Raw genomic sequence first — 20,213 nt, forward strand, 5'->3', positions numbered from 1 at the left:
TTTTCAGCCGCTTAGCCGGAAACAAATCGTGCGCTGGAATGATAAGAGGCAATTGACTTTTTTATCGCCAGTGGCATGATGCGCGCACTCTCATTGCGCGTTCGGTCACAATTTCACTATGTCCGCTTACTCCCGCCCGGTGCTCTTATTGCTCTGCGGCCTCTTGCTGCTCACGGTATCCATTGCCGTTTTGAATACGTTAGTGCCGCTTTGGTTAACCCATGCTCAGCTGTCGACCTGGCAAGTGGGTATGGTCAGCTCCTCTTATTTCAGCGGCAACCTGTTGGGCACGTTGGTAGCGGGCAAACTGATCCAGCGCGTTGGCTTCACCCGCAGCTACCATCTCTCCTGTTTGCTGTTCGCCGCCGCGACCGCCGGCATGGTGCTGTCGATCGATTTCTGGAGCTGGCTGGGCTGGCGCTTCTTCGCCGGCGTCGGTTGCGCCTGGATCTGGGTGATTGTGGAAAGCGCGCTGCTGCGCAGCGGTAATCTCAGCAACCGCGGCCAACTGCTGGCGGCCTATATGATTGTCTATTACCTCGGTACGGTGACCGGCCAATTGCTGTTGAGCATGACCTCGACCGAATTGCTGCACGTGGTGCCGTGGGTGACCGCCATCGTAATCAGCGCCATGCTGCCGATGCTGTTCGCGCGGGTCAACCGCCATGAAGACGAGCCGCAGCAGGCGGCGGTGTGGTCGATGCTGAGACGCCGCAGCGCGCGCCTCGGCATCAATGGCTGCATCATCTCCGGCATCGTGCTCGGTTCGCTGTACGGCCTGATGCCGCTGTACCTCTCTCATCAGGGCATGAGCGACGCCAACGTCGGCTACTGGATGGCGCTGCTGGTCAGCTCCGGCATCGTCGGCCAATGGCCGGTCGGGCGTCTGGCCGATCGTTACGGGCGTCTGCTGGTGCTGCGCATTCAGGTGTTCGTGGTGATTCTGGCCAGCGTGGCGATGCTTGGCAACTACGCCATGGCGCCTTCGCTGTTCATCCTCGGCTGCGCCGGCTTTACCCTGTATCCGGTGGCGATGTCCTGGGCCTGCGAGAAGGCAATGCCGCACGAACTGGTGGCGATGAACCAGGCGCTGCTGATGAGTTACACAATCGGCAGCCTGCTGGGCCCGTCGATGACGGCGCTGCTGATGCAAAACTACTCCGATCGCGTGCTGTTCGTGATGATCGCCGCCGTGGCGCTGGTTTACCTGCTGATGCTGCTGAAGAAGCAGAAACCGGATCACCATCACACGCCGTTCGCCGCCGCCTAAGCATAAAAAAACCGGCTATGAGCCGGTTTTTCTTTGGCGCTGCGCCAATCAGTAAATCACTTTGTGGCCGTAGCTTTCCAGGATGCCTTTGACGCGATCCATGGTCTTGGCCTTCGGCGGATGAACGCCGTCCAGCTTGTACTCTTCCCCCATCGCCACCCATTTGTGCTTGCCCAGTTCGTGGTAGGGCAGCAGCTCGATTTTCTCGATGTTGCTCATGTCTTTGGTAAACTCGCCCAACAGATGTGCCGACTTATCGTCGTCTGACCAACCCGGCACCACCACGTAGCGGATCCAGGTGCGCTGGTTGCGTTTCGCCAGGTAGCGGGCGAATTCCAGCGTGCGGTGGTTGGAAACGCCGACCAGATTCTGATGGATCTCGTCGTTCATCTGTTTCAGATCCAGCATCACCAGATCGGTGGTGTCCAGCAGCTCGTCGATCACCGGATCGTAGCGGCGCACGAAGCCGTTGGTATCCAGGCAGGTATTGATGCCTTCGGCATGGCAGGCACGGAACCAGTCGCGCACGAATTCAGCCTGCAGGATCGCCTCGCCGCCGGACGCGGTCACGCCGCCGCCAGAGGCATTCATGAAGTGGCGGTAGGCCACCGCGTCTTTCATCAGCTCTTCGACGGTCACTTCTTTGCCGCCGTGGGTATCCCAGGTGTCGCGGTTATGGCAATAGAGGCAGCGCATCAGGCAGCCCTGGAAGAAGACGATAAAGCGGATCCCTGGCCCGTCGACGGTGCCGCAGGATTCGAAGGAGTGGATGCGACCAGTTACTGACATTGCGGGGTTTTCTCCAATATTGACTGTCAAACGCAGTCTAAAAATAGGCGCGTGGCCGCCGGCCAGGTATCTGCGATGCAGTGGCGGGGTGAGCCCGCCACCGGGGGTAATGATGCCTGTCGGCCGGTCAGTTGCCGGATAACTGTTTTGCCGGCTATCCATTCAGTATAGATGTCCGGCAAAACAGACTCGTACAGAGTCAGGGGAGAGCGGTGGGAGAAAAGGGCCGGCAGAACCGGCCCTGACGTTGCTACCGGGCGGTTTCCCGCCCGGCTGGCGCATTACATCGTTTGAGTGAAGGTACGAGTAATGACGTCCTGCTGTTGCTCTTTGGTCAGCGAGTTGAAGCGCACGGCGTAACCGGAGACGCGGATGGTCAGCTGAGGGTATTTCTCAGGGTTTTCCATCGCGTCCAGCAGCATTTCGCGGTTCATTACGTTGACGTTCAGGTGCTGGCCGCCTTCGATGGAGGCTTCATGGTGGAAGTAACCATCCATCAGGCCCGCCAGGTTGGCTTTACGCACGTCGTCGTCTTTACCCAGCGCGTTAGGCACGATGGAGAAGGTGTAGGAGATCCCGTCTTTCGCGTAGGCAAACGGCAGTTTGGCTACCGAGGTCAGGGAGGCTACTGCGCCTTTCTGGTCGCGGCCGTGCATCGGGTTGGCACCTGGGCCGAATGGTGCACCGGCGCGGCGGCCATCCGGAGTGTTACCGGTTTTCTTACCGTACACCACGTTGGAGGTGATGGTCAGTACGGACTGGGTCGGTACCGCGTTGCGGTAGGTGCGCAGTTTCTGAATTTTCTTCATGAAACGCTCAACCAGGTCGCAGGCGATGTCATCGACGCGGGCGTCGTTGTTACCGAACTGCGGATACTCGCCTTCCACTTTGAAGTCGATAGCCAGGCCGTCTTCGTCGCGAATGGTGGTGACTTTCGCGTACTTGATGGCAGACAGGGAGTCGGCCGCCACGGACAGACCGGCGATGCCGCAAGCCATGGTGCGATAAACGTCACGGTCATGCAGCGCCATCAGCGCAGCTTCGTAGCTGTACTTGTCGTGCATGTAGTGAATGATGTTCAGCGCGGTCACGTACTGCTTGGCCAGCCAATCCATAAAGTGGTCCATGCGGGCCATGACTTTGTCATAGTCCAGCACTTCGTCCATCATCGGCGCTTCTTTCGGGCCGACCTGCATTTTCAGTTTTTCGTCAACGCCGCCGTTGATGGCGTACAGCATGGTTTTCGCCAGGTTGGCGCGGGCGCCGAAGAACTGCATTTGCTTACCGACGATCATCGGGCTGACGCAACAGGCGATGGCGTAGTCATCGTTGTTGAAGTCAGGACGCATCAGGTCGTCGTTTTCGTACTGTACGGAAGAGGTGTCGATGGACACTTTCGCCGCGAATTTCTTGAAGTTCAGCGGCAGCTTCTCAGACCACAGGATGGTCATGTTCGGCTCCGGAGACGGCCCCATGGTGTACAGGGTGTTCAGGAAGCGGAAGCTGTTTTTGGTGACCAGGGTACGGCCGTCGACGCCCATACCGGCCAGGGACTCAGTCGCCCAGATTGGGTCGCCGGAGAACAGTTCATCGTACTCAGGGGTACGCAGGAAGCGCACCATACGCAGTTTCATCACCAGGTGGTCGATCAGTTCCTGCGCTTGCTCTTCGGTCAGTTTGCCCGCCTTGATGTCGCGCTCGATGAACACGTCGAGGAAGGTGGACACGCGGCCGAAGGACATGGCGGCGCCGTTCTGGGATTTCACCGCGGCCAGGTAGCCGAAGTAGGTCCACTGCACCGCTTCTTGCGCGCTGGTGGCTGGGCCGGAGATGTCGTAACCGTATTTGGCGGCCATCTCTTTGATCTGAGCCAGAGCGCGATGCTGTTCAGCGATCTCTTCACGCAGCTGGATGGTCATTTCCAGATCTTCGCCGTTTTCCAGTTTTTCCTGCAGCGATTTGAACTGGTTCAGCTTGTCGGCCATCAGGAAGTCGATGCCGTACAGCGCCACGCGGCGGTAGTCGCCGATGATGCGGCCACGGCCGTAAGCGTCCGGCAGACCGGTCAGCACGCCGGATTTACGGCAGTTCAGGATGTCTTTGGTGTAAACGTCGAATACGCCCTGGTTGTGGGTTTTACGGTATTCGGTGAACACTTTTTTCAGCTGCGGATCCAGTTCGCGGCCGTACACTTTGCACGAACCTTCGACCATTTTGATGCCGCCGAACGGGATCAGCGCGCGTTTCAGAGGGGCGTCGGTCTGCAGACCCACGATGGTTTCCAGCTCTTTGGCGATGTAACCCGCGTCGTGAGAAACGATGGTTGAAGCAACGTTGGTGTCGAAATCAACCGGCGCATGAGTGCGGTTTTCCAGTTTGATCCCTTCCATAACCTTGTCCCACAAGGTGGTGGTGGCTTGAGTCGCGCCAGCCAGGAAGGATTCGTCACCCTCATAAGGCGTGTAGTTTTTCTGGATGAAGTCACGAACGTTGACTTCATTCTGCCAGTCACCCTTGCTGAAACCTTCCCAAGCGTTGGCTAATTTCTCGTTAAGTTCGGTCATTGTACACCTACCTTTGATTGTGGATTTCTAACTCTGCGCGCGGTTACTCACAGCTTAGTGCTGCTCGCGGCCCCCGCGCAGATAAATTACCCAGTAAGTCAACCCAACCAGCAGACCACCGCCGATGATGTTACCGAGGGTGACCGGAATCAGGTTGTCGATGATGAAGTTGCTTACTGTCAGATGAGCGAATTGCTCAGGTACCGCCCCTACGGCTTGCCAGAATTCCGGCGTGGCGAAGTGTTTGACCACGATGCCCATAGGGATCATAAACATGTTGGCGATGCTGTGCTCGAAGCCGCTGGCGACAAACATCCCGACCGGCAGCACCATGGCGAGCATCTTGTCGGTCAGGGTACGGCCGGAGTAGCTCATCCAGACCGCCAGGCAGACCATCAGGTTGGCCAGAATGCCGAGGCAGACGGCTTCGATGAAGGTGTGATGCAGCTTGTGGTCTGCGGTTTGCAGGACATTCAGGCCCCACTGGCCGTTGGCGACCATATACTCGCCGGAGAACCAGATCAGCGCCACGAAGAACAGCGCGCCGACCAGGTTGCCGAGATAAACGTTCAGCCAGTTGGCGCCCAGCTGGCCCCAGCTGATGCGGCCGCTGGCCTTGGCGATGACGATAAGCACGGTAGAGGTGAACAGGTCGGCGCCCGACACCACCACCAGCATTAACCCGAGAGAGAAGCAGATGCCGCCGACCAGTTTCGCCAGCCCGAAAGGCACGCCGGCGGTGCCGGTGGTCGCCGTGATGTAGAAGACGAAGGCGATGGAAATGAAGACACCGGCGGTGATCGCCAAATAAAACGTTTTCAGCGGATGTTTGGTGGCTTTATACACGCCGGCATCTTCAGCGATTTTCGCCGTTGCCGCAGGTAAAATCAGATCGAAGGGGCTGTCAGTTTTCAAACTAACTCTCGCTCTTAAGGGTTAAAACAACGCAATGAGATACTAGCAAAGCAGTATAGGGGAAAATTTGATTTGGATCATAAGGCGGGGAAGTAGAGCGGTAAAATGGCGTGTTTTTTGTGTGGTTTTTATGGTTAATTTATTGATTTTTAATCAAAAACAATTTTTTAATGTTTGCAAATTTTTTTGAATCCACCGAGTGGTCGGCGTGGAGTAAAGTTAAATTTTTAGGCGTTTTGTCGCCGCGCGGCGTTGAAAGTTTAATTATCGGTTAATTATTATTTCACCGTCCGGCAACAATTGACGGTTTATTTATTTTTATGGTCGTTTAACCACCTATTTCCCGGCGAAAAAATAAAACCGAATGCGTTGAAATAAACCGCAAAATTGAAAACGCCGCAACGGAGTGCGGCGTTTGGCAACAGGGGTACTCCCAAAGTGTCAGTATCCCCTGATGATGCTTAGGCCTTGGCCCAGTGGCGGCGTTTGGCCGCCTGCAGCTTCTCGTAAGCCGCCAGCAGCGCCTGATGGGCCGGCAGCGCCTTCAGATCGGCATCGACGGCGAACAGCCCGTTGAAGCGCTCTTCACCGCTGATGGCGGCGGAGGCGGCGTCGACCGCTTCCTGGCCGTACATCTTCACGAACGCGGTATAGTACTGCGCCGCTTCGCGTTCAGGCTCCTGCGCCAGCAGCAGCAGTGTTTGCAGGCAGCGGTAGTAGTTGCTGCGCGCCGGGCTCAGCACCGAGGCGTTGAAGTCCTGCGTCCATTCGGTCCAGATCAGCGCCTGATCCAGATCGCCGCCCGCCAGCGCCAGCATCGATTTCAGCTCGCCCACGCGCAGGGTATACCAGGCGTTGTCTTTGCCGCTGGCAATGCCCAGCAGTTCGCGTACGCGGGTGAAATCGTCCAGCCCTTCGTCGTCCAACTGCTCGATCAGCGCCAGGTATTCTTCCGGCTCCCACTCGCTGCCCGGCAGCGCCAGCAGCGTATCGCGCAGGTGCGCGCCCATGCTGTTGTTAGCCAGCAGCAGGTCTTCCGCCGGGTAGATATCGGACATGCCCGGCACGATGATGCGGCAAGCGTAGACGCCCAGGTGCTCGTAGTCGGCGATGTACACTTCCGCGTCTTCCTTGTCGAAGATGCTCATCAGGGTGGTGAACTCTTCCTGCGTGCTGCCGCTGAAGTTCCAGTCAACGAACGGATAGTCCGCGTCCTGCTTGAACAGATCCCAGGAGATCAGGCCGCTGGAGTCGATGAAGTGCGTTTCCAGGTTGGTGTGTTCCGCCACTTCTTCGTCATCGAAGGTCGGCGCGGTGAACACGTCGAGATCTTTCAGGCTGCGGCCCTGCAGCAGTTCGGTTACCGTGCGCTCCAGCGCCACGCCGAAGTCCGGATGCGCGCCGAATGAAGCGAAACAGGTGCCGTTGGTCGGGTTGAACAGCACCACGCAGATCACCGGGTAGTTGCCGCCCAGCGAGGCGTCATAGGAGAGGATCGGGAAACCTTCCTCTTCCAGCTTGGCGATAGCTTCCACCACGCCCGGGTAGCGGTTCAGCACCTCGTCCGGGATCGCCGGCAGGCTGATGGATTCGGCGATGATGCGGTTTTTCACATAGCGCTCGAACACTTCCGACAGGCCCTGCACGCGCGCTTCGTTGGCGGTGTTGCCGGCGGACATGCCGTTGGAAACATACAGGTTGCCGATGATATTCATCGGGATGTACACGGTTTGCTGGTCGGACTGACGGGTAAACGGCAGTGCACACACGCCGCGATCGGCGTTGCCGGACTGCAGATCGACCAGATCGCTGGCGCTCAGCTCTTGCTGCGGATCGTAGAAGGCGTGCAGACGTTCGTCGAGGATGCCGGCCGGCAGCGCGTCGTCTTCAGGGATCGGGAACCATTTCTCATTCGGATAGTGCACGAAGTCGCCTTCGGCGATCTGCTTGCCCAGATAGAAATCGGCGAAGAAGTAGTTGGTGGACAGGCGCTCGAAATATTCACCCAGCGCGGAGGCCAGCGCGGCTTTTTTGCTGGCGCCTTTGCCGTTGGTGAAGCACAGCGGGCAATCGCGATCGCGGATGTGCACCGACCACACGTGCGGCACCGGGTTCAGCCAGGAGGCTTCTTCGATGTTGAAACCGAGATCGCTCAGTTTCTGCTGGAAACGGGAGATGGAGTCTTCCAGGGCGGCGTCTTTACCGGGGATAAAAGTTTGCGTCATTGTCTTCACTTTTTGCGCGTACTAAAAACGCGCAATGATACGGGGTTTTACGCTGGAGCTCCACGTATTCCTAAAGCGGTGGCAAAGTCACAGTTTTTTTAAGGATAAAGGCCATAATTCAGCAAGTTATCTGTCACGGAGAAATCTAATGAAATCAGTGAAACTCAGCGCGTTAACCCTCTTGTTGACCGGCGTCAGCGCCTCGGCGCTGGCGCTGCCCAACATCACCCTGCTGGCGACCGGCGGCACTATCGCCGGCGGCGGCGATTCGGCGACGAAATCCAACTATACCGCGGGCAAACTGGGCGTCGAGGCGTTGGTCGAGGCGGTGCCGGCGCTGAAAGATATCGCCAACGTGCAGGGGGAACAGGTGGTGAACATCGGCTCGCAGGACATGAACGATCAGGTCTGGCTGACGCTGGCGAAGAAAATCGACGCCGACTGCGGCAAAACCGACGGCTTCGTCATCACCCACGGCACCGATACGCTGGAAGAGACGGCCTATTTCCTTGATTTGACGGTGAAATGCGACAAGCCGGTGGTGTTGGTGGGGGCGATGCGGCCGGCGACGGCGATGAGCGCCGACGGCCCGTTCAACCTGTATAACGCGGTGGTGACGGCGGCGGATCCGCAATCGGCCAACCGCGGGGTGCTGGTGGCGATGAACGACACTGTGCTGGACGCGCGTGACGTCACCAAGACCAATACCACCGCCGTGCAGACCTTCCAGTCGCCAAACTACGGCCCGCTGGGGTATATCCACAACGGCAAGATCGATTACCAGCGCTCGCCGCAGCGTAAGCATACCCGGGAGACGCCGTTCGACGTCAGCAAGCTGAACGAGCTGCCGAAGGTCGGCATCGTCTACAACTACGCCAACGCCTCCGATGCGCCGGCCAAGGCGCTGATCGCCGAAGGCTATCAGGGCATCGTCAGCGCCGGGGTCGGCAACGGCAACCTGTATAAAACCGTGTTCGACACCCTGGCGACGGCGGCGCACAACGGCGTGGCGGTGGTGCGTTCTTCGCGCGTGCCGACCGGCGCCACCACCGAGGATGCGGAAGTGGACGACGCCAAGTACGGCTTCGTGGCCGCCGGCACGCTGAATCCGCAAAAGGCGCGCATTCTGCTGCAGCTGGCGCTGACGCAAACCAAAGACGCGAAGCAGATCCAGCAGATGTTTAATCAGTACTGATCGTTTCCTCTCCTGCGGGGGCCATCCGGGCTCCCGCAGCCATCTTGGCTGAATACAGCATAAAACACCGCGTTAACCCGCTGAATTTCCCCATGTCACAGGGTTTTATCGTCCAAACAATCGCGACGGCCGCAGAGCCTGTCATCACCCGGCACGGCCGTTTGCCGCCGACGGGCGAATAAGCGTTGCAGCCATGGGGCGTGAGTGATAAAACCGATGGGTTGGTTAACGCGAGCGTTAACTTCGGGCGTCTTTTCGACAGGTCGCTTTTCTGCGGCGAACAGTGAATGTGGTGAGGGGAAATGACTCAGGTTTATAATTTTAGCTCTGGCCCGGCGATGCTGCCGGTGGAAGTGTTGCGTCGTGCGGAACAGGAACTGTGCAACTGGCACGGCCTGGGAACGTCTGTGATGGAGATCAGTCACCGCAGCAAAGAATTCATCGCCGTTGCCGAGCAGGCGGAACAGGATCTGCGCGATCTGCTGAAAGTCCCCTCCAACTATAAAGTGCTGTTTTGCCACGGCGGCGCCCGCGCGCAGTTCGCCGCGCTGCCGCTGAACCTGCTGGGCGACAAGGCCACCGCCGACTATATCGACGGCGGCTATTGGGCGCACAGTGCCATCAAGGAAGCGGAAAAGTATTGCGCCCCGAACGTCATAGACGTGAAAACCCGCATCGACGGCCTGAGCGGCATCACGCCGATGAAAGAGTGGCAACTGAGCAACGACGCGGCTTACGTGCACTATTGCCCGAATGAGACCATCGACGGCGTGGCCATCGATGAAACGCCGGACTTCGGCGACAAAGTGGTGATCGGCGATTACTCCTCGACTATCCTGTCCCGCCCGCTCGACGTCAGCCGTTTCGGCGTGATTTACGCCGGCGCGCAGAAAAATATCGGCCCTGCCGGCCTGACGCTGGTGATCGTGCGCGACGATCTGCTGGGCAAGGCGCGCAAAGAAGTGCCGTCTATCCTTGACTACACCGTGCTGGCCGAGAACGGCTCGATGTTCAATACCCCGCCGACCTTCGCCTGGTACTTGTCCGGGCTGGTGTTCAAATGGCTGAAAGAGCAGGGCGGCCTGGTGGAGATGCAAAAACGCAATCAGGCCAAGGCCGAGCTGCTGTACGCGACCATCGATAAATCTGACTTCTACCGCAGCCAGGTGGCGATCGCCAACCGTTCCTGGATGAACGTGCCGTTCCAGCTGGCCGATGCGGCGCTGGACAAGGTGTTCCTCAGCGAAGCCGAGGCTATCGGCCTGCAGGCGCTGAAAGGCCACCGGGTAGTTGGCGGCATGCGCGCTTCTATTTACAATGCCATGCCGCTGGCCGGCGTGCAGGCGCTGACCGACTTCATGGCCGACTTCGAACGTCGTCACGGTTGATTCCGGCAGCCCGCCAGGCGCGGGCGGCCTCAGGCTGTTGTCCTTTTGCATTAAAGCGGCTCCGGCATTATTCCGGAGCCGTTTCGTTTATCAGAATTGGAGAGTTTTGTTCACATGGTGGATTCCCTGACGTTACAACCGGTCGCCCTGGTCAATGGCACCGTCAACTTACCCGGCTCGAAGAGCGTTTCTAACCGCGCTCTGCTGCTGGCGGCGCTGGCGGAGGGAACGACCCGGCTGACCAACCTGCTGGACAGCGACGACGTGCGTCATATGCTGAATGCGCTGCAGGCGTTGGGTGTGAACTACCGGCTTTCCGCCGACCGCACCGTGTGTGAAGTGACCGGCGTGGCCGGGCCGTTGGTGGCCAACCAACCGCTGGAACTGTTCCTCGGCAATGCCGGCACCGCGATGCGTCCACTGGCGGCGGCGCTGTGCCTTGGTGAAGGCGACGTGGTGCTGACCGGGGAACCCCGCATGAAAGAACGCCCGATCGGCCATCTGGTGGACGCGTTGCGCCAGGGCGGGGCGCAGATTGATTACCTCGAACAGACCGATTACCCGCCAATTCGCCTGCGCGGCGGTTTCCAGGGCGGCGACGTCACCGTCGACGGCAGCGTCTCCAGCCAGTTCCTGACCGCGTTGCTGATGACCGCGCCCCTGGCGCCGCAGGATACGCAGATCCACATCAAGGGCGAGCTGGTTTCCAAGCCGTACATCGACATCACGCTGCATCTGATGCGCACCTTCGGCGTATCGGTGAGCCACGACAACTACCGGGTATTCCATATCCAGGGGCGCCAGACGTATATCGCGCCGGGCGATTACCTGGTTGAGGGCGACGCTTCTTCCGCCTCTTACTTCCTGGCGGCGGCGGCGATCAAGGGCGGCACCGTGCGCGTGACCGGCATCGGTCGCAAAAGCGTGCAGGGCGACACCAAGTTTGCCGACGTGCTGGAGAAAATGGGCGCGCGCATCACCTGGGGCGACGATTTCATCGAGTGCAGCCGCGGTGAACTGCGCGGCATCGACATGGACATGAACCACATTCCCGACGCGGCGATGACCATCGCCACCGCAGCGCTGTTCGCCGAGGGGCCGACCACCATCCGCAATATCTACAACTGGCGGGTGAAGGAGACCGACCGTCTGGCGGCGATGGCCACCGAGCTGCGTAAAGTGGGGGCGGAAGTGGACGAAGGCGAAGACTACATTCACGTCGTGCCGCCGGCCAAACTGCAGTTCGCCGAGATCGGCACCTACAACGATCACCGCATGGCAATGTGCTTCTCGCTGGTGGCGCTGTCGGATACGCCGGTCACCATTCTCGATCCGAAATGCACCGCGAAGACCTTCCCGGATTATTTCGAACAGCTGGCGCGCATCAGCCAGCCGGCGTAACCCGTCAAATCGTTTATTTTAAGGCCCCTTTGCGGGCCTTTATCGTTTTTAACCTTTGGCGACCGGCGTTTCTTCTATACTTTTTCGCGGTTATGCGCTTATTTTCAACAACCGGATAGTTCCAGGGTAACAGATCGCCGTAGGGCAGCGTATAATACGCCACCGTATTTGCCCCTGATTGGGCAGGTGACAGAGCTCACGGGCTTCGAGTCGAAGCACGCCGTGTCTCTGTGAGGTTTTCTACCTGAAGGAGAGAGAAATGACGGCTACAGCCCCGGTGATAACCGTTGATGGACCAAGTGGCGCGGGCAAAGGCACGCTGTGTAAAGCGTTGGCCGAGTCCCTTGGTTGGCGTTTGCTGGACTCCGGCGCGATCTATCGCGTGCTGGCGCTGGCGGCGTTGCATCATCAGGTGGATATCACTTCTGAGGAAGCGCTGGTTCCGCTGGCCGCACATCTCGATGTTCGCTTCGTTGCCCAGGACGGCAAGCTGCAGGTGATTTTGGAAGGTGAGGACGTCAGTAATGAGATCCGCACCGAAACCGTCGGCAACACCGCGTCGCAAGCGGCTGCGTTTCCGCGCGTGCGCGAGGCGTTGCTGCGCCGCCAGCGCGCATTCCGCGAGGCGCCCGGCCTGATTGCCGATGGCCGCGACATGGGCACGGTGGTGTTCCCTGACGCGCCGGTCAAGATTTTCCTCGACGCCAGCTCGGAGGAGCGCGCGCACCGCCGCATGCTGCAGTTGCAGGAGAAAGGCTTTAATGTTAACTTTGAACGTCTTTTAGCCGAGATAAAGGAACGGGACGACCGTGACCGTAATCGGCCTATCGCGCCTCTGGTGCCCGCTTCTGACGCCCTCGTGCTGGATTCTACCAGCATGTCGATCGAAGAAGTGATCCGGCAGGCGTTGACGTATGCACAGAAAGTGTTGGCGTTGCCGCAGCAATAAGCGCGGCGGCGCTATTGGCTTTTTGTCATATTTGTCATAGCGGTATCGCAATATATCGGGTAAAATTTTACCCCTGTAACCTTAAACCCTGTCGGCATGGAGCCAATGGCGGGGTATGTGAAACAACCCCATTCGGCGGGACGCTAAATGGACGTTAAACTAAAGAACCCTGAAGATTAACAACATGACTGAATCTTTCGCTCAACTCTTTGAAGAATCCTTAAAAGAAATCGAAACCCGCCCGGGTTCCATCGTTCGTGGCGTCGTTGTTGCTATCGACAAAGATATCGTACTGGTTGACGCCGGTCTGAAATCTGAGTCTGCCATCCCGGCTGAGCAATTCAAAAACGCCCAGGGCGAGCTGGAAATCCAGGTTGGTGACGAAGTTGACGTTGCTCTGGATGCTGTTGAAGACGGCTTCGGTGAAACCCTGCTGTCCCGTGAGAAAGCTAAGCGTCACGAAGCTTGGATCACGCTGGAAAAAGCCTACGAAGAAGCTGAGACTGTAACCGGTGTTATCAACGGCAAAGTGAAGGGTGGCTTCACCGTCGAGCTGAACGGCATCCGCGCGTTCCTGCCAGGTTCCCTGGTTGACGTGCGTCCGGTACGTGACACTCTGCACCTGGAAGGCAAAGAGCTTGAGTTCAAAGTCATCAAGCTGGATCAGAAGCGCAACAACGTTGTCGTTTCTCGCCGTGCGGTTATCGAATCCGAGAACAGCGCTGAGCGCGATCAACTGCTGGAAAACCTGCAGGAAGGCATGGAAGTTAAAGGTATCGTTAAGAACCTCACTGACTACGGTGCATTCGTTGATCTGGGCGGCGTAGACGGCCTGCTGCACATCACTGACATGGCTTGGAAACGCGTTAAGCACCCAAGCGAAATCGTCAATGTTGGCGATGAAATCACTGTTAAAGTGCTGAAGTTCGACCGCGAGCGTACTCGTGTATCCCTGGGCCTGAAACAGCTGGGCGAAGATCCATGGGTTGCTATCGCGAAACGTTACCCAGAAGGCACCAAGCTGACTGGCCGTGTAACCAACCTGACTGATTACGGCTGCTTCGTAGAAATCGAAGAAGGCGTTGAAGGTTTGGTACACGTTTCTGAAATGGATTGGACCAACAAAAACATCCATCCGTCCAAAGTTGTTAACGTGGGCGACGTAGTGGAAGTGATGGTTCTGGACATCGATGAAGAACGTCGTCGTATCTCCCTGGGCCTGAAGCAGTGCAAATCCAACCCATGGCAGCAGTTCGCAGAAACCCACAACAAGGGCGACCGCGTTGAAGGTAAAATCAAGTCTATCACTGACTTCGGTATCTTCATCGGCCTGGACGGCGGCATCGACGGCCTGGTTCACCTGTCTGACATCTCCTGGAACGTTGCAGGCGAAGAAGCAGTACGTGAATACAAGAAAGGCGACGAAATCGCTGCGGTTGTTCTGCAAGTTGACGCAGAGCGCGAGCGTATCTCCCTGGGCGTGAAGCAACTGGCTGAAGACCCGTTCAATAACTACCTGTCTATGAACAAGAAAGGTGCTATTGTTACTGGTAAAGTCACTGCAGTTGACGCCAAAGGTGCTACAGTTGAATTGGCAGGCGGCGTAGAAGGTTACCTGCGTGCATCTGAAGCCTCTCGCGACCGCATTGAAGATGCAACTCTGGTTCTGAACGTAGGTGACGAAGTTGAAGCTAAATTCACCGGCGTTGACCGTAAGAACCGCGTTGTAAGCCTGTCCGTACGTGCTAAGGACGAAGCTGACGAGAAAGACGCCATCGCAACTGTTAACAACAAACAGGAAGAAGGCAACTTCTCTAACGCAATGGCTGAAGCTTTCAAAGCGGCTAAAGGCGAGTAATGACGGGGGGCGGTCGCTGACCGCCCCAATACGGTAGTTTAGCTGCAAAGCTTGGAGGTACTATGACCAAGTCTGAACTTATTGAAAGACTTGCTGGCCAGCAATCTCATATTCCGGCGAAGGCCGTTGAGGATGCAGTGAAAGAGATGCTTGAGCACATGGCCGCTACGCTGGCCGAGGGCGAACGCATTGAGATCCGCGGATTCGGCAGTTTTTCTCTTCACTACCGTGCCCCGCGTGTAGGCCGCAACCCGAAAACCGGTGACAAAGTTGAGCTGGACGGCAAGTACGTTCCTCACTTCAAACCAGGCAAAGAGTTGCGTGACCGCGCCAATATCTATGGCTAGTCGCTGACTGATCATAGCGTTGTTGCTTGAAAAGAATATAAAACGGTGCCTGTAAGGCGCCGTTTTTTTTCGCCTGCAATTCTCCGCGATATGCTCGCGAGTTGCGTACTGCGCCGCATTGACGATGTGGCTCCTGCATAGATCTCTCTTATCCTGCCATGTTCAGCGCATCTTCGTTAAAGCCCGCTGGCGGCGACGTGTCGCCTGAATGATCCTGCTTGCTTGCCGTGACGCGTTTTTGCTCATGGCGGAGCCGATGGGAGAAAAGCGATCAAAATTTCGCTGGATCTGGCGATATTCGCCGTTATCTGCGGCATCCTGCCGCTGCTGATTTTACCGCAGTTGCCAGAACTATGGCTGCTGTGGCCGATGCTGTTTGTCGGCTGCTTGCTGTTGCGTGCGCGTTGGCCGTTCTGCCGCTATTTGGCCTGCCTGGGATTGGGATTCATATGGGCGGTTTTCAACGCCGGAAGTCTGCTTGGGCAAATGGAGCGCTTAACTCGCATGCCGGAAGTGACGGCGGTGGTGCTGGTGAGCAGTGTCGCGCTGGAGCCCGCCGCCAGTAAACAGACGCTGATGCGCATCGAGCGGGTCGACGGTCATTGGTTGGCGCCTGCGCTGGCGTTTACCACGACGTGGGCTCCCGAACGGCAGCGGCTGTGCGCCGGGCAGCGTTGGCAATTGAAACTGCGCCTGCGGCCGGTACATGGCAAGCTCAATGAAGGCGGATTTGACAGCCAACGTTGGGCGATCGCCCAGCGCCAGCCGTTGACGGGGCGGGTCAGGCAGGCTCGTTTGCTGGATGGCGATTGCGGGCTGCGCCAGCGCATCATCAGCCATGCGGAAACCAACATCGGTGAATTGCGTTACAAGGCGGTATTGCTGGCGCTGGCGTTTGGGGAACGAACCGCGCTGGAGCAGGCTTTGCGCACGCTGATGCTGAAAACCGGCATCGCTCACCTGATGGCCATTTCAGGGTTGCATGTGGCGATGGTCGCCATTTTGTTCTGGGCCGCGTTGCGAGCGCTGCAGTTTTTTCTGCCCGCCCATTTGGTTGGCTATCGCTTTCCATTGGTCGCAGGCTGGGTGGCGACGCTGATCTATGTTTGGTTGGTGGGCGCCCAACCGCCGGCGGTGCGTACCGCGTTGGCGATGACGCTGTGGATGCTGCTGCGCTTGCGCGGCGTTCATTGTTCTTCCTGGCAAGTGTGGCTGTGGTGTATCGGGCTGATTTTGCTGTGCGATCCGCTGGCGGTTTTGTCAGACAGTTTTTGGCTGTCGGTGCTGGCGGTGGGGTGTTTGATTTTTTGGTTTGAATGGGCACCGCTCAGCGAGCGATTTCGCTCGGCCTGGTATTGGGCGCCGGTACGCTGGCTGCATATTCAGCTGGGCATGACGTTGTTGCTGGTGCCGATGCAGGTCGCGCTGTTTTTAGGTCTGACGCTGACCTCGCTGCCTGCCAATCTTTGGGCTGTGCCCATCGTCTCATTGGTGACGGTGCCGTTGATTTTGCTGGCGGTGATCGGCGGCGTCTTCCCCTCGCTAAGTTACGGGCTTTGGTGGTTGGCTGATTTCACGTTGAGAGGGGTGTTTGTGCCGCTGCATTATCTGCAACGCGGTTGGGTGGATTTGGGGGCCGCCTCGCTGCTGGCCAGCATAGCGGGATGGCTTATCGTTATCTGCTGGCGCTTTCATTGGTGGTGGCGCTATGCGCCGGGGCTGGCGGCGGTGGCGATATGCTGCGTGTTGTGGCGTGGCAAAGCGCCGGACTATCGCTGGCGCGTCGATATGCTTGATGTCGGGCACGGGTTGGCGGTGGTTATCGAGCAAAACGGCAAGGGGATACTGTACGATACCGGCGATCGTTGGCCCACGGGCAGCGCCGCCGAACGGCATATCTTACCGATGTTGAACTGGCGGAATATTGAACTGGAGCAGATCATTATCAGCCATATTCACCTCGATCATATCGGCGGGCTGCCGGTGATGCGGCGGGCGTTTCCGCAGGCGACGGTGCGCAGCCCGATACGCGGGGAAGGGCACTTGCCCTGCATCGCCGGGGAGCGTTGGCGCTGGCAATCGCTGCAATTCGAGGTGCTGTGGCCACCGAAAACGCGCAAAAGGCCGGTCAATGACGACTCCTGCGTGATCCGCATCGACGATGGGCAATTCAGTTTGCTGCTCACCGGCGATGCGGAAAAGCAGGCGGAGGCGCAGCTGTTACGGTTGCGGCGCGATCGCTTGGCGGCTACGGTGTTGCAGGTGGGGCATCACGGCAGCAAGACGTCCTCGACGCCGCCGTTTCTGCGCGCGGTCAATCCCGAAGTGGCGCTGGCCTCCGCATCGCGTTACAACAAATGGCGATTGCCGGCGCGGAAAGTGGTCGCCAGATACCGGGCAAATGGCATCCAATGGCGCGATACGACGCGCTCCGGTCAGTTATCGGTACTTTTTTTCGACAACGATTGGCAAATTAAAGGCTTTCGCGAACAATTAATGCCCCGTTGGTACCATCAGCGGTTTGGCGTAGAGGGTGATAATGAGTAAAATAGGCCGCTATTTCTTCCGATGCTGGTATTTGCATGATGAATGATAAAGATCTCTCGACCTGGCAGACGTTCCGTCGACTCTGGCCGATGATCACTCCTTTTAAGACCGGGCTGATTGTGGCCGCCATTGCGTTGATTATGAACGCAGCGGGGGACACGCTGATGCTGTCTCTGCTTAAACCGCTATTGGACGATGGGTTTGGAAAAACCGACAGCAGCGTGCTGGTATGGATGCCGTTGGCGGTGATTGCGCTGATGTTGATGCGCGGCGTGACCAGTTTTGTTTCAAGCTACTGCATTTCCTGGGTTTCCGGCATGGTGGTGATGCAAATGCGCCGCCGCCTGTTTGGCCACATGATGAGAATGCCGGTGGCCTTCTTCGATCAGCAGTCCACCGGGACTTTGCTGTCGCGCATTACCTATGATTCCGAGCAGGTAGCTTCCTCCTCTTCCAGCGCGCTGGTGACCGTGGTGCGTGAAGGAGCCTCGATCATTGGCCTGTTCATCATGATGTTCTACTACAGCTGGCAGCTGTCGGTGATCCTGATTGTGCTGGCACCGATCGTCTCCATCGCCATTCGCCTGGTGTCCAAGCGTTTCCGCAACATCAGCAAGAACATGCAGAACACCATGGGGCAGGTGACCACCAGCGCCGAACAGATGCTGAAAGGCCATAAAGAAGTGCTGATCTTCGGCGGCCAGCAGGTGGAAACCGAGCGTTTTAACTCGGTGAGCAACCGCATGCGCCAACAGGGCATGAAACTGGTCTCCGCGTCTTCCATTTCCGATCCGATCATTCAGCTGATCGCTTCGCTGGCCCTGGCGTTCGTGCTGTTTGCCGCCAGCTTCCCAAGCGTGATGGAAACCCTGACCGCCGGCACCATTACCGTGGTGTTCTCGTCGATGATTGCGCTGATGCGTCCGCTGAAGTCGCTGACCAACGTCAATGCCCAGTTCCAACGCGGGATGGCGGCGTGCCAGACGCTGTTCTCCATTTTGGATATGGAACAGGAAAAAGATACCGGCACCCGCGAAGTGAAGCGCGCGAAAGGCGATATCGAATTCCGCAATGTCACCTTCTACTACCCGTCCAAGGAAACGCCGGCGCTGCGTGATATCAACCTGAACATCGCCGAAGGCAAGACCGTCGCGTTGGTGGGCCGTTCCGGTTCGGGGAAATCGACCATCGCCAACCTGTTGACGCGCTTCTACGATATTCAGGAAGGCGAAATCCTGATGGATGGCCACGATCTGCGTGAATATACCCTGGCCTCGCTGCGCAATCAGGTGGCCCTGGTTTCGCAAAACGTGCACCTGTTCAACGACACCATCGCCAACAACATCGCCTATGCGCGCGAGAGCGAATACAGCCGCGAGCAGATTGAGAAAGCGGCGGAAATGGCGTACGCGATGGACTTCATCAACAAGATGGAAAACGGTCTGGATACGGTGATCGGTGAAAACGGCGTGATGCTGTCCGGCGGCCAACGCCAGCGCATTGCCATCGCGCGTGCTTTGCTGCGCGATTGTCCGATCCTAATCCTGGATGAGGCGACGTCTGCGCTGGATACCGAATCCGAGCGTGCCATTCAGGCCGCGCTGGACGAGCTGCAGAAAGACCGCACTTCGCTGGTGATCGCACACCGTCTGTCGACCATTGAGAAGGCGGACGAGATCCTGGTGGTGGAGGACGGCCGCATCGTCGAACGCGGTGAACACGCCGAGTTGCTTGAGCGCCAGGGCGCCTATGCGCAGCTGCACCGCATGCAGTTTGGTCAATAATGATTGAGCGCATCTGGTCCGGCGGTTCGTTGCTTTATCTGGCGCTATTGCCGCTCTCGTGGCTTTATGGCTTGTTCAGTTGGCTGATCCGTCTCAGTTACCGCTGCGGCCTGCGTAAAAGTTGGCGTTCGCCGGTGCCGGTAGTGGTGGTGGGTAACCTCACCGCCGGCGGCAACGGCAAAACGCCGATGGTGATTTGGCTGGTGGAACACCTGCAACAACGGGGCTATCGCGTTGGCGTGGTGTCACGCGGTTACGGCGGCAAGTCGGCGGTTTATCCGCTGGTGCTCGGTCAGAATACGTCGACCCGCGAGGCGGGCGATGAGCCGGTGCTGATTTATCAACGTACCGGTGCGCCTGTGGCAATCGCGCCCAAGCGAGCCGAGGCGGTGCAGGCCCTGCTGCAACAACAGCCGCTGGATGTGATCATCACCGACGACGGCTTGCAGCACTACGCTTTACAGCGTGACTTCGAGCTGGTAGTCATCGACGGCGTGCGTCGTTTCGGCAACGGCTGGTGGTTGCCGGCTGGGCCGATGCGCGAGCGTGCCGCGCGGCTTGGCAGCGTCGATGCGCGCGTCGCCAATGGCGGCGTGGCGCAGGCCGGGGAAATTGCCATGCGCCTGCAGGCGCGTGATGCGGTGAACCTGCTGAGCGGTGAACGTCGCCCGGCGGCTGAGCTGCCGCGCGTGGTGGCGATGGCGGGCATCGGCCATCCGCCGCGTTTCTTCGCGACGTTGGAGAAGTTGAACGTCGAAGTCGTACAGGAAGTGGCGTTTGCCGATCATCAGGAATATCAGCAGGAACCGCTGGCGGCGTTGGTTAATGCAGATCAAACGCTGTTGATGACGGAGAAGGACGCGGTGAAGTGTCGCGCCTTTGCCCAGCCCAATTGGTGGTATCTACCGGTTGATGCGGTGCTACCGTCCGCTCAGGCTGAGCAACTGCTGCAGGATATCGAGTCCCTGCTGACTAAGTAAT

At 58.2% G+C, this 20,213-nt stretch carries 14 protein-coding genes; 10 read left to right on the plus strand and 4 right to left on the minus strand.

Going from position 1 to position 20,213, the window contains the following annotated elements; all coding sequences use genetic code 11:
- Positions 1 to 118 precede the first annotated feature (118 nt).
- On the plus strand, positions 119 to 1,270 hold the full coding sequence (locus ACJ8QF_RS04170) for an MFS transporter (protein ID WP_342139260.1): 1,152 nt from the start codon (positions 119 to 121) through the stop codon (positions 1,268 to 1,270).
- 48 nt (positions 1,271 to 1,318) lie between these two features.
- On the opposite strand, the gene pflA is transcribed toward ACJ8QF_RS04170, so the two are convergent.
- The 4 genes from pflA to ycaO all read right to left on the minus strand — a co-directional run bounded on the left by pflA (position 1,319) and on the right by ycaO (position 7,763).
- Complete coding sequence (gene pflA, locus ACJ8QF_RS04175) at positions 1,319 to 2,059, minus strand: pyruvate formate lyase 1-activating protein (protein ID WP_442537295.1); 741 nt, start codon at positions 2,057 to 2,059, stop codon at positions 1,319 to 1,321.
- Positions 2,060 to 2,340: 281 nt separating this feature from the next.
- Positions 2,341 to 4,623: a formate C-acetyltransferase gene (gene pflB / locus ACJ8QF_RS04180; RefSeq protein WP_004928286.1), complete on the minus strand. Its 2,283-nt coding sequence runs from the start codon at positions 4,621 to 4,623 to the stop codon at positions 2,341 to 2,343.
- Positions 4,624 to 4,677: 54 nt separating this feature from the next.
- Positions 4,678 to 5,538: a formate transporter FocA gene (gene focA / locus ACJ8QF_RS04185; RefSeq protein ID WP_004928284.1), complete on the minus strand. Its 861-nt coding sequence runs from the start codon at positions 5,536 to 5,538 to the stop codon at positions 4,678 to 4,680.
- A 461-nt stretch (positions 5,539 to 5,999) separates the two neighbouring features.
- Positions 6,000 to 7,763, minus strand: a complete 1,764-nt coding sequence (ycaO, locus tag ACJ8QF_RS04190; protein WP_131164419.1) for a 30S ribosomal protein S12 methylthiotransferase accessory factor YcaO — start codon at positions 7,761 to 7,763, stop codon at positions 6,000 to 6,002.
- A 148-nt stretch (positions 7,764 to 7,911) separates the two neighbouring features.
- On the opposite strand from ycaO, the gene ansB reads away from it, so the two are divergent.
- The 9 genes from ansB (at position 7,912) to lpxK (ending at position 20,212) form a co-directional block, all read left to right on the plus strand.
- Positions 7,912 to 8,958 carry an L-asparaginase 2 gene (gene ansB, locus ACJ8QF_RS04195; RefSeq protein WP_197752821.1) on the plus strand — a complete coding sequence of 349 codons (1,047 nt, stop codon included), beginning with the start codon at positions 7,912 to 7,914 and terminating at the stop codon, positions 8,956 to 8,958.
- Positions 8,959 to 9,260: 302 nt separating this feature from the next.
- Entirely contained in the window at positions 9,261 to 10,346 is a 1,086-nt protein-coding gene (gene serC, locus ACJ8QF_RS04200) for a 3-phosphoserine/phosphohydroxythreonine transaminase (RefSeq protein WP_004928275.1), read from the plus strand.
- A 114-nt stretch (positions 10,347 to 10,460) separates the two neighbouring features.
- Positions 10,461 to 11,747, plus strand: coding sequence for a 3-phosphoshikimate 1-carboxyvinyltransferase (gene aroA, locus ACJ8QF_RS04205; protein ID WP_016928320.1), 1,287 nt, complete (start codon positions 10,461 to 10,463; stop codon positions 11,745 to 11,747).
- A 259-nt stretch (positions 11,748 to 12,006) separates the two neighbouring features.
- Entirely contained in the window at positions 12,007 to 12,696 is a 690-nt protein-coding gene (gene cmk, locus ACJ8QF_RS04210; RefSeq protein ID WP_004928270.1) for a (d)CMP kinase, read from the plus strand.
- Between the two features lie 184 nt (positions 12,697 to 12,880).
- The gene (gene rpsA / locus ACJ8QF_RS04215; RefSeq protein ID WP_004928267.1) at positions 12,881 to 14,554 is read left to right on the plus strand and encodes a 30S ribosomal protein S1; all 1,674 of its coding nucleotides are present in this window, start codon (positions 12,881 to 12,883) and stop codon (positions 14,552 to 14,554) included.
- Positions 14,555 to 14,616: 62 nt separating this feature from the next.
- The gene (gene ihfB / locus ACJ8QF_RS04220; protein ID WP_004928264.1) at positions 14,617 to 14,901 is read left to right on the plus strand and encodes an integration host factor subunit beta; all 285 of its coding nucleotides are present in this window, start codon (positions 14,617 to 14,619) and stop codon (positions 14,899 to 14,901) included.
- Positions 14,902 to 15,177: 276 nt separating this feature from the next.
- Positions 15,178 to 17,448, plus strand: a complete 2,271-nt coding sequence (locus tag ACJ8QF_RS04225) for a ComEC family protein (RefSeq protein ID WP_442537416.1) — start codon at positions 15,178 to 15,180, stop codon at positions 17,446 to 17,448.
- Between the two features lie 35 nt (positions 17,449 to 17,483).
- On the plus strand, positions 17,484 to 19,232 hold the full coding sequence (msbA, locus tag ACJ8QF_RS04230) for a lipid A ABC transporter ATP-binding protein/permease MsbA (RefSeq protein ID WP_033642563.1): 1,749 nt from the start codon (positions 17,484 to 17,486) through the stop codon (positions 19,230 to 19,232).
- A complete protein-coding gene (gene lpxK, locus ACJ8QF_RS04235) occupies positions 19,232 to 20,212 on the plus strand; it encodes a tetraacyldisaccharide 4'-kinase (RefSeq protein ID WP_015377330.1) in 981 nt (326 codons plus the stop codon). Before msbA ends, lpxK begins: the two co-directional genes overlap by 1 nt.
- The last annotated feature ends 1 nt before the right edge of the window (position 20,213 follow it).

This window comes from Serratia sp. CY81684 (assembly GCF_052166595.1).
In the GTDB taxonomy this organism is placed as follows: Bacteria; Pseudomonadota; Gammaproteobacteria; order Enterobacterales; family Enterobacteriaceae; genus Serratia; species Serratia nematodiphila.

Coding starts and splice junctions, on each gene's coding strand:
- ACJ8QF_RS04170 (WP_342139260.1), top strand. CDS start 119: ATGTCCGCTTACTCCCGCCCGGTGCTCTTATTGCTCTGCGGCCTCTTG.
- pflA (WP_442537295.1), bottom strand. CDS start 2,059: ATGTCAGTAACTGGTCGCATCCACTCCTTCGAATCCTGCGGCACCGTC.
- pflB (WP_004928286.1), bottom strand. CDS start 4,623: ATGACCGAACTTAACGAGAAATTAGCCAACGCTTGGGAAGGTTTCAGC.
- ycaO (WP_131164419.1), bottom strand. CDS start 7,763: ATGACGCAAACTTTTATCCCCGGTAAAGACGCCGCCCTGGAAGACTCC.
- ansB (WP_197752821.1), top strand. CDS start 7,912: ATGAAATCAGTGAAACTCAGCGCGTTAACCCTCTTGTTGACCGGCGTC.
- serC (WP_004928275.1), top strand. CDS start 9,261: ATGACTCAGGTTTATAATTTTAGCTCTGGCCCGGCGATGCTGCCGGTG.
- aroA (WP_016928320.1), top strand. CDS start 10,461: ATGGTGGATTCCCTGACGTTACAACCGGTCGCCCTGGTCAATGGCACC.
- cmk (WP_004928270.1), top strand. CDS start 12,007: ATGACGGCTACAGCCCCGGTGATAACCGTTGATGGACCAAGTGGCGCG.
- rpsA (WP_004928267.1), top strand. CDS start 12,881: ATGACTGAATCTTTCGCTCAACTCTTTGAAGAATCCTTAAAAGAAATC.
- ihfB (WP_004928264.1), top strand. CDS start 14,617: ATGACCAAGTCTGAACTTATTGAAAGACTTGCTGGCCAGCAATCTCAT.
- msbA (WP_033642563.1), top strand. CDS start 17,484: ATGATGAATGATAAAGATCTCTCGACCTGGCAGACGTTCCGTCGACTC.
- lpxK (WP_015377330.1), top strand. CDS start 19,232: ATGATTGAGCGCATCTGGTCCGGCGGTTCGTTGCTTTATCTGGCGCTA.